We start from the raw sequence: 2,417 nt of genomic DNA, 5'->3' as shown, positions 1-2,417 counted from the left end.
CGTGACAGCTCAGCCGTCGAAACCGCCTGTTCCTGGGAGGCCTGGCTGATCGTGGCCATGAGCGGGTTGACGTCCCGCACGATCTGCAGCGCCTCGTTGACGATACCGGTCGAGCTCTGCGCAGCGTCGGTCAGCCGATCGACGCGACTGCGGATATGTCCGACGGCTTCACCCACCTCGACGGCGAGCGACTTGACCTCGTGCGCAACGATCCCGAAGCCACGCCCTGCCTCGCCGGCTCGGGCTGCCTCGATCGCGGCATTGAGCGCCAGCAAGTTGGTCTGGCGCGCAATCTCGGCAATCGCGTCGACGATGCCGCGGATCTCACCGGTCGCCTCGGCCAGGCCGTCGAGCATCACGGTGGCCTCGCCGGCGCGCGCAACGGCTGCGTCGAGCCGATTCAGCACCCTCGCCACGGCAGAATCGACCTGCTCGGCAGATTGCGAGACCTGCTGCGTCGCCGCGGCGAGGACAGAGGCGTTCTCGCTGGCGGCCCCAACGGCCGTGCGCATGCTGGTGGCACTCTCCAGAATGATGCGCGAGCCGCTTTCGGAATCGGCGGAGAGCTTCTCGACCTCGCCCAGCTCCTTGGTGAGCCGATCCATCGCGAACAGGATATCTCGCTCGATATCATCAACCGCGTCGCGGACGGACAGGTCGGCGCGGGCGATCTGCAGTGCGGGCGTCGCGGCGGCCTGGGCCGACATCGGCTCCGGGGAAGCCGCGTCGCCCGCGGGAGTTCGGGCGCTCAGCCAGCGTCGAATCCTGCCCTGCATAAGTAGCCCAGTCTCACCTAAGGTCAGCCTGCTCTCGGTTATGGGCAGCGATCGTTAACAAAAGCTTCCATGACATCTGCACGGGCCCTGTGCCGCAGAAGCATTGGACCGCCCTTGTCACGGGCTGTATGGCTGGCCTTTCCGCGTCGAACAGGCATGAGCCATGACCCAGCACAGCTACGACGTCATCGTCGCCGGGGTCGGCGCCATGGGGTCTGCCGCTTGCTGGCATCTCGCCCAGCGCGGGCTCAAGGTGCTGGGGCTCGAGCGCTTCGACCTGGGCCATGCGATGGGCTCGTCCCACGGCCTGACGCGGATCATCCGCCTCGCCTATTTCGAAGGCTCGCACTATGTCCCGATCGTGCGTCGCGCCCATGAGCTCTGGGCGGAGACCGGCAAGCAGGCCGGGCTGAAGCTGCTTCATGTCACCGGCTCGCTCGACTTGGCGCCCAAGGGCAGCGGTCCGGTCGAATCCTCGCTGCAATCCTGCGTCGACCACGGGCTGGCGCATGAGGTGCTGGAGGGCGCGGAGGTGATGCGGCGCTTCCCCGGCTTCCAGCTGCCGGCCGGCCACCTCGGGCTGTGGCAGCCGGATGGCGGCTTCGTCGCTTCCGAGAAGGCGATCTACGCGCATGTCGGTCTGGCGCAGTCCCAGGGCGCCGACATTCGCACCAATGAACCGATGCTGGACTGGACGCCGACGGCACAAGGCGGTGTCGTCGTGCGGACCGAGCGCGGAACCTATTCCGCCGGCCGCCTCGTCATCACGTCCGGCGGTTGGATCGCCGATGCGGTGCCGGGGCTGTCACAGCGCGTGAATACAGTGAAGCAGGCGATCGGCTGGTTCACCACGCGCCGGCCGGAGCTCTTCCGCGAAGGCGCTTTCCCCGTCTTCATACTCAGCGTCGAGGAAGGCAGCTTCTACGGCTTCCCGCTCTACGAGCATCCGGGCTTCAAGCTGGGCGGCCCGCATTTCGGGCGTGAGCCGATGGATCCGCGCGATCCGGACCGGACGCCGAGCGAGAACCAGATCCGGCTCATCCGCGAGTGCCTCACGCGATATCTCCCGGACGCGAATGGCGCGCCCCTGACCGTCAAGGGCTGCGTCTACACCGTCTCGCCGGACGAGGACTTCATCATCGATGCCGTGCCCGGCGTGCCTCAGGCCGTCTTCGCCTCTGCCTGCTCGGGACATGGCTTCAAATTCGCCAGCGCGATCGGCGAGATCCTGGCCGACCTCTCGACCGTCGGCCAATCGCCCTTCGACCTCAAGCCATTCTCGCTTTCCCGCTTCGCGGCCTAAGCCTTCCAGCAGGACAGAACCGCTTTGGCCAGCGCAGCCGAAAACCGCCGCGGCATCATCTTCATGCTGGCGGCCATGTCGCTCTTCGTCGTGAACGACACGTTCATGAAGCTGGCCCGCGAAGTCTATCCCGCCGGCCAGGCGCTCTCGCTGCGGGCGCTCTTCGCCGTCCTGATCGGCGTCTTCATCGTGTATGCGGCGGGCGAGAGCGACCGCCTGGCCATGGTGGTCAAGCCGCGCGTGATGTTGCGCGGCCTGCTCGAAGCCGCCGGAGCGCTGACGTTCAACTGGTCGCTCGGCCTGCTTCCGCTCGCCACCATCACGGCGATCAACATGGC

At 66.9% G+C, this 2,417-nt stretch carries 2 protein-coding genes and 1 pseudogene; 2 read left to right on the top strand and 1 reads right to left on the bottom strand.

Annotated elements, in window-relative coordinates; translation table 11 throughout:
* Window positions 1–707, bottom strand: a 707-nt coding sequence (locus ACIPIA_RS14310) for a methyl-accepting chemotaxis protein (protein ID WP_400510513.1), incomplete at its 3' end; no start/stop codon positions are given.
* Between the two features lie 232 nt (window positions 708–939).
* Between ACIPIA_RS14310 and solA the strand changes: the two genes are divergently transcribed.
* Both solA and ACIPIA_RS14300 read left to right on the top strand, forming a co-directional pair.
* Window positions 940–2,079, top strand: a complete 1,140-nt coding sequence (gene solA / locus ACIPIA_RS14305) for an N-methyl-L-tryptophan oxidase (RefSeq protein ID WP_400510512.1) — start codon at window positions 940–942, stop codon at window positions 2,077–2,079.
* A 24-nt stretch (window positions 2,080–2,103) separates the two neighbouring features.
* Window positions 2,104–2,417: pseudogene (locus ACIPIA_RS14300) on the top strand (hypothetical protein); the annotation flags it as partial.

It is taken from the genome of Allobosea sp. CER48, from assembly GCF_044752385.1.
Classification (GTDB): domain Bacteria; phylum Pseudomonadota; class Alphaproteobacteria; order Rhizobiales; family Beijerinckiaceae; genus Allobosea.
The sequence above is the reverse complement of the archived record's forward strand: the minus strand, read 5'-3'. Positions and strand labels throughout refer to the sequence as shown.

Coding starts and splice junctions, on each gene's coding strand:
- solA (WP_400510512.1), top strand. CDS start 940: ATGACCCAGCACAGCTACGACGTCATCGTCGCCGGGGTCGGCGCCATG.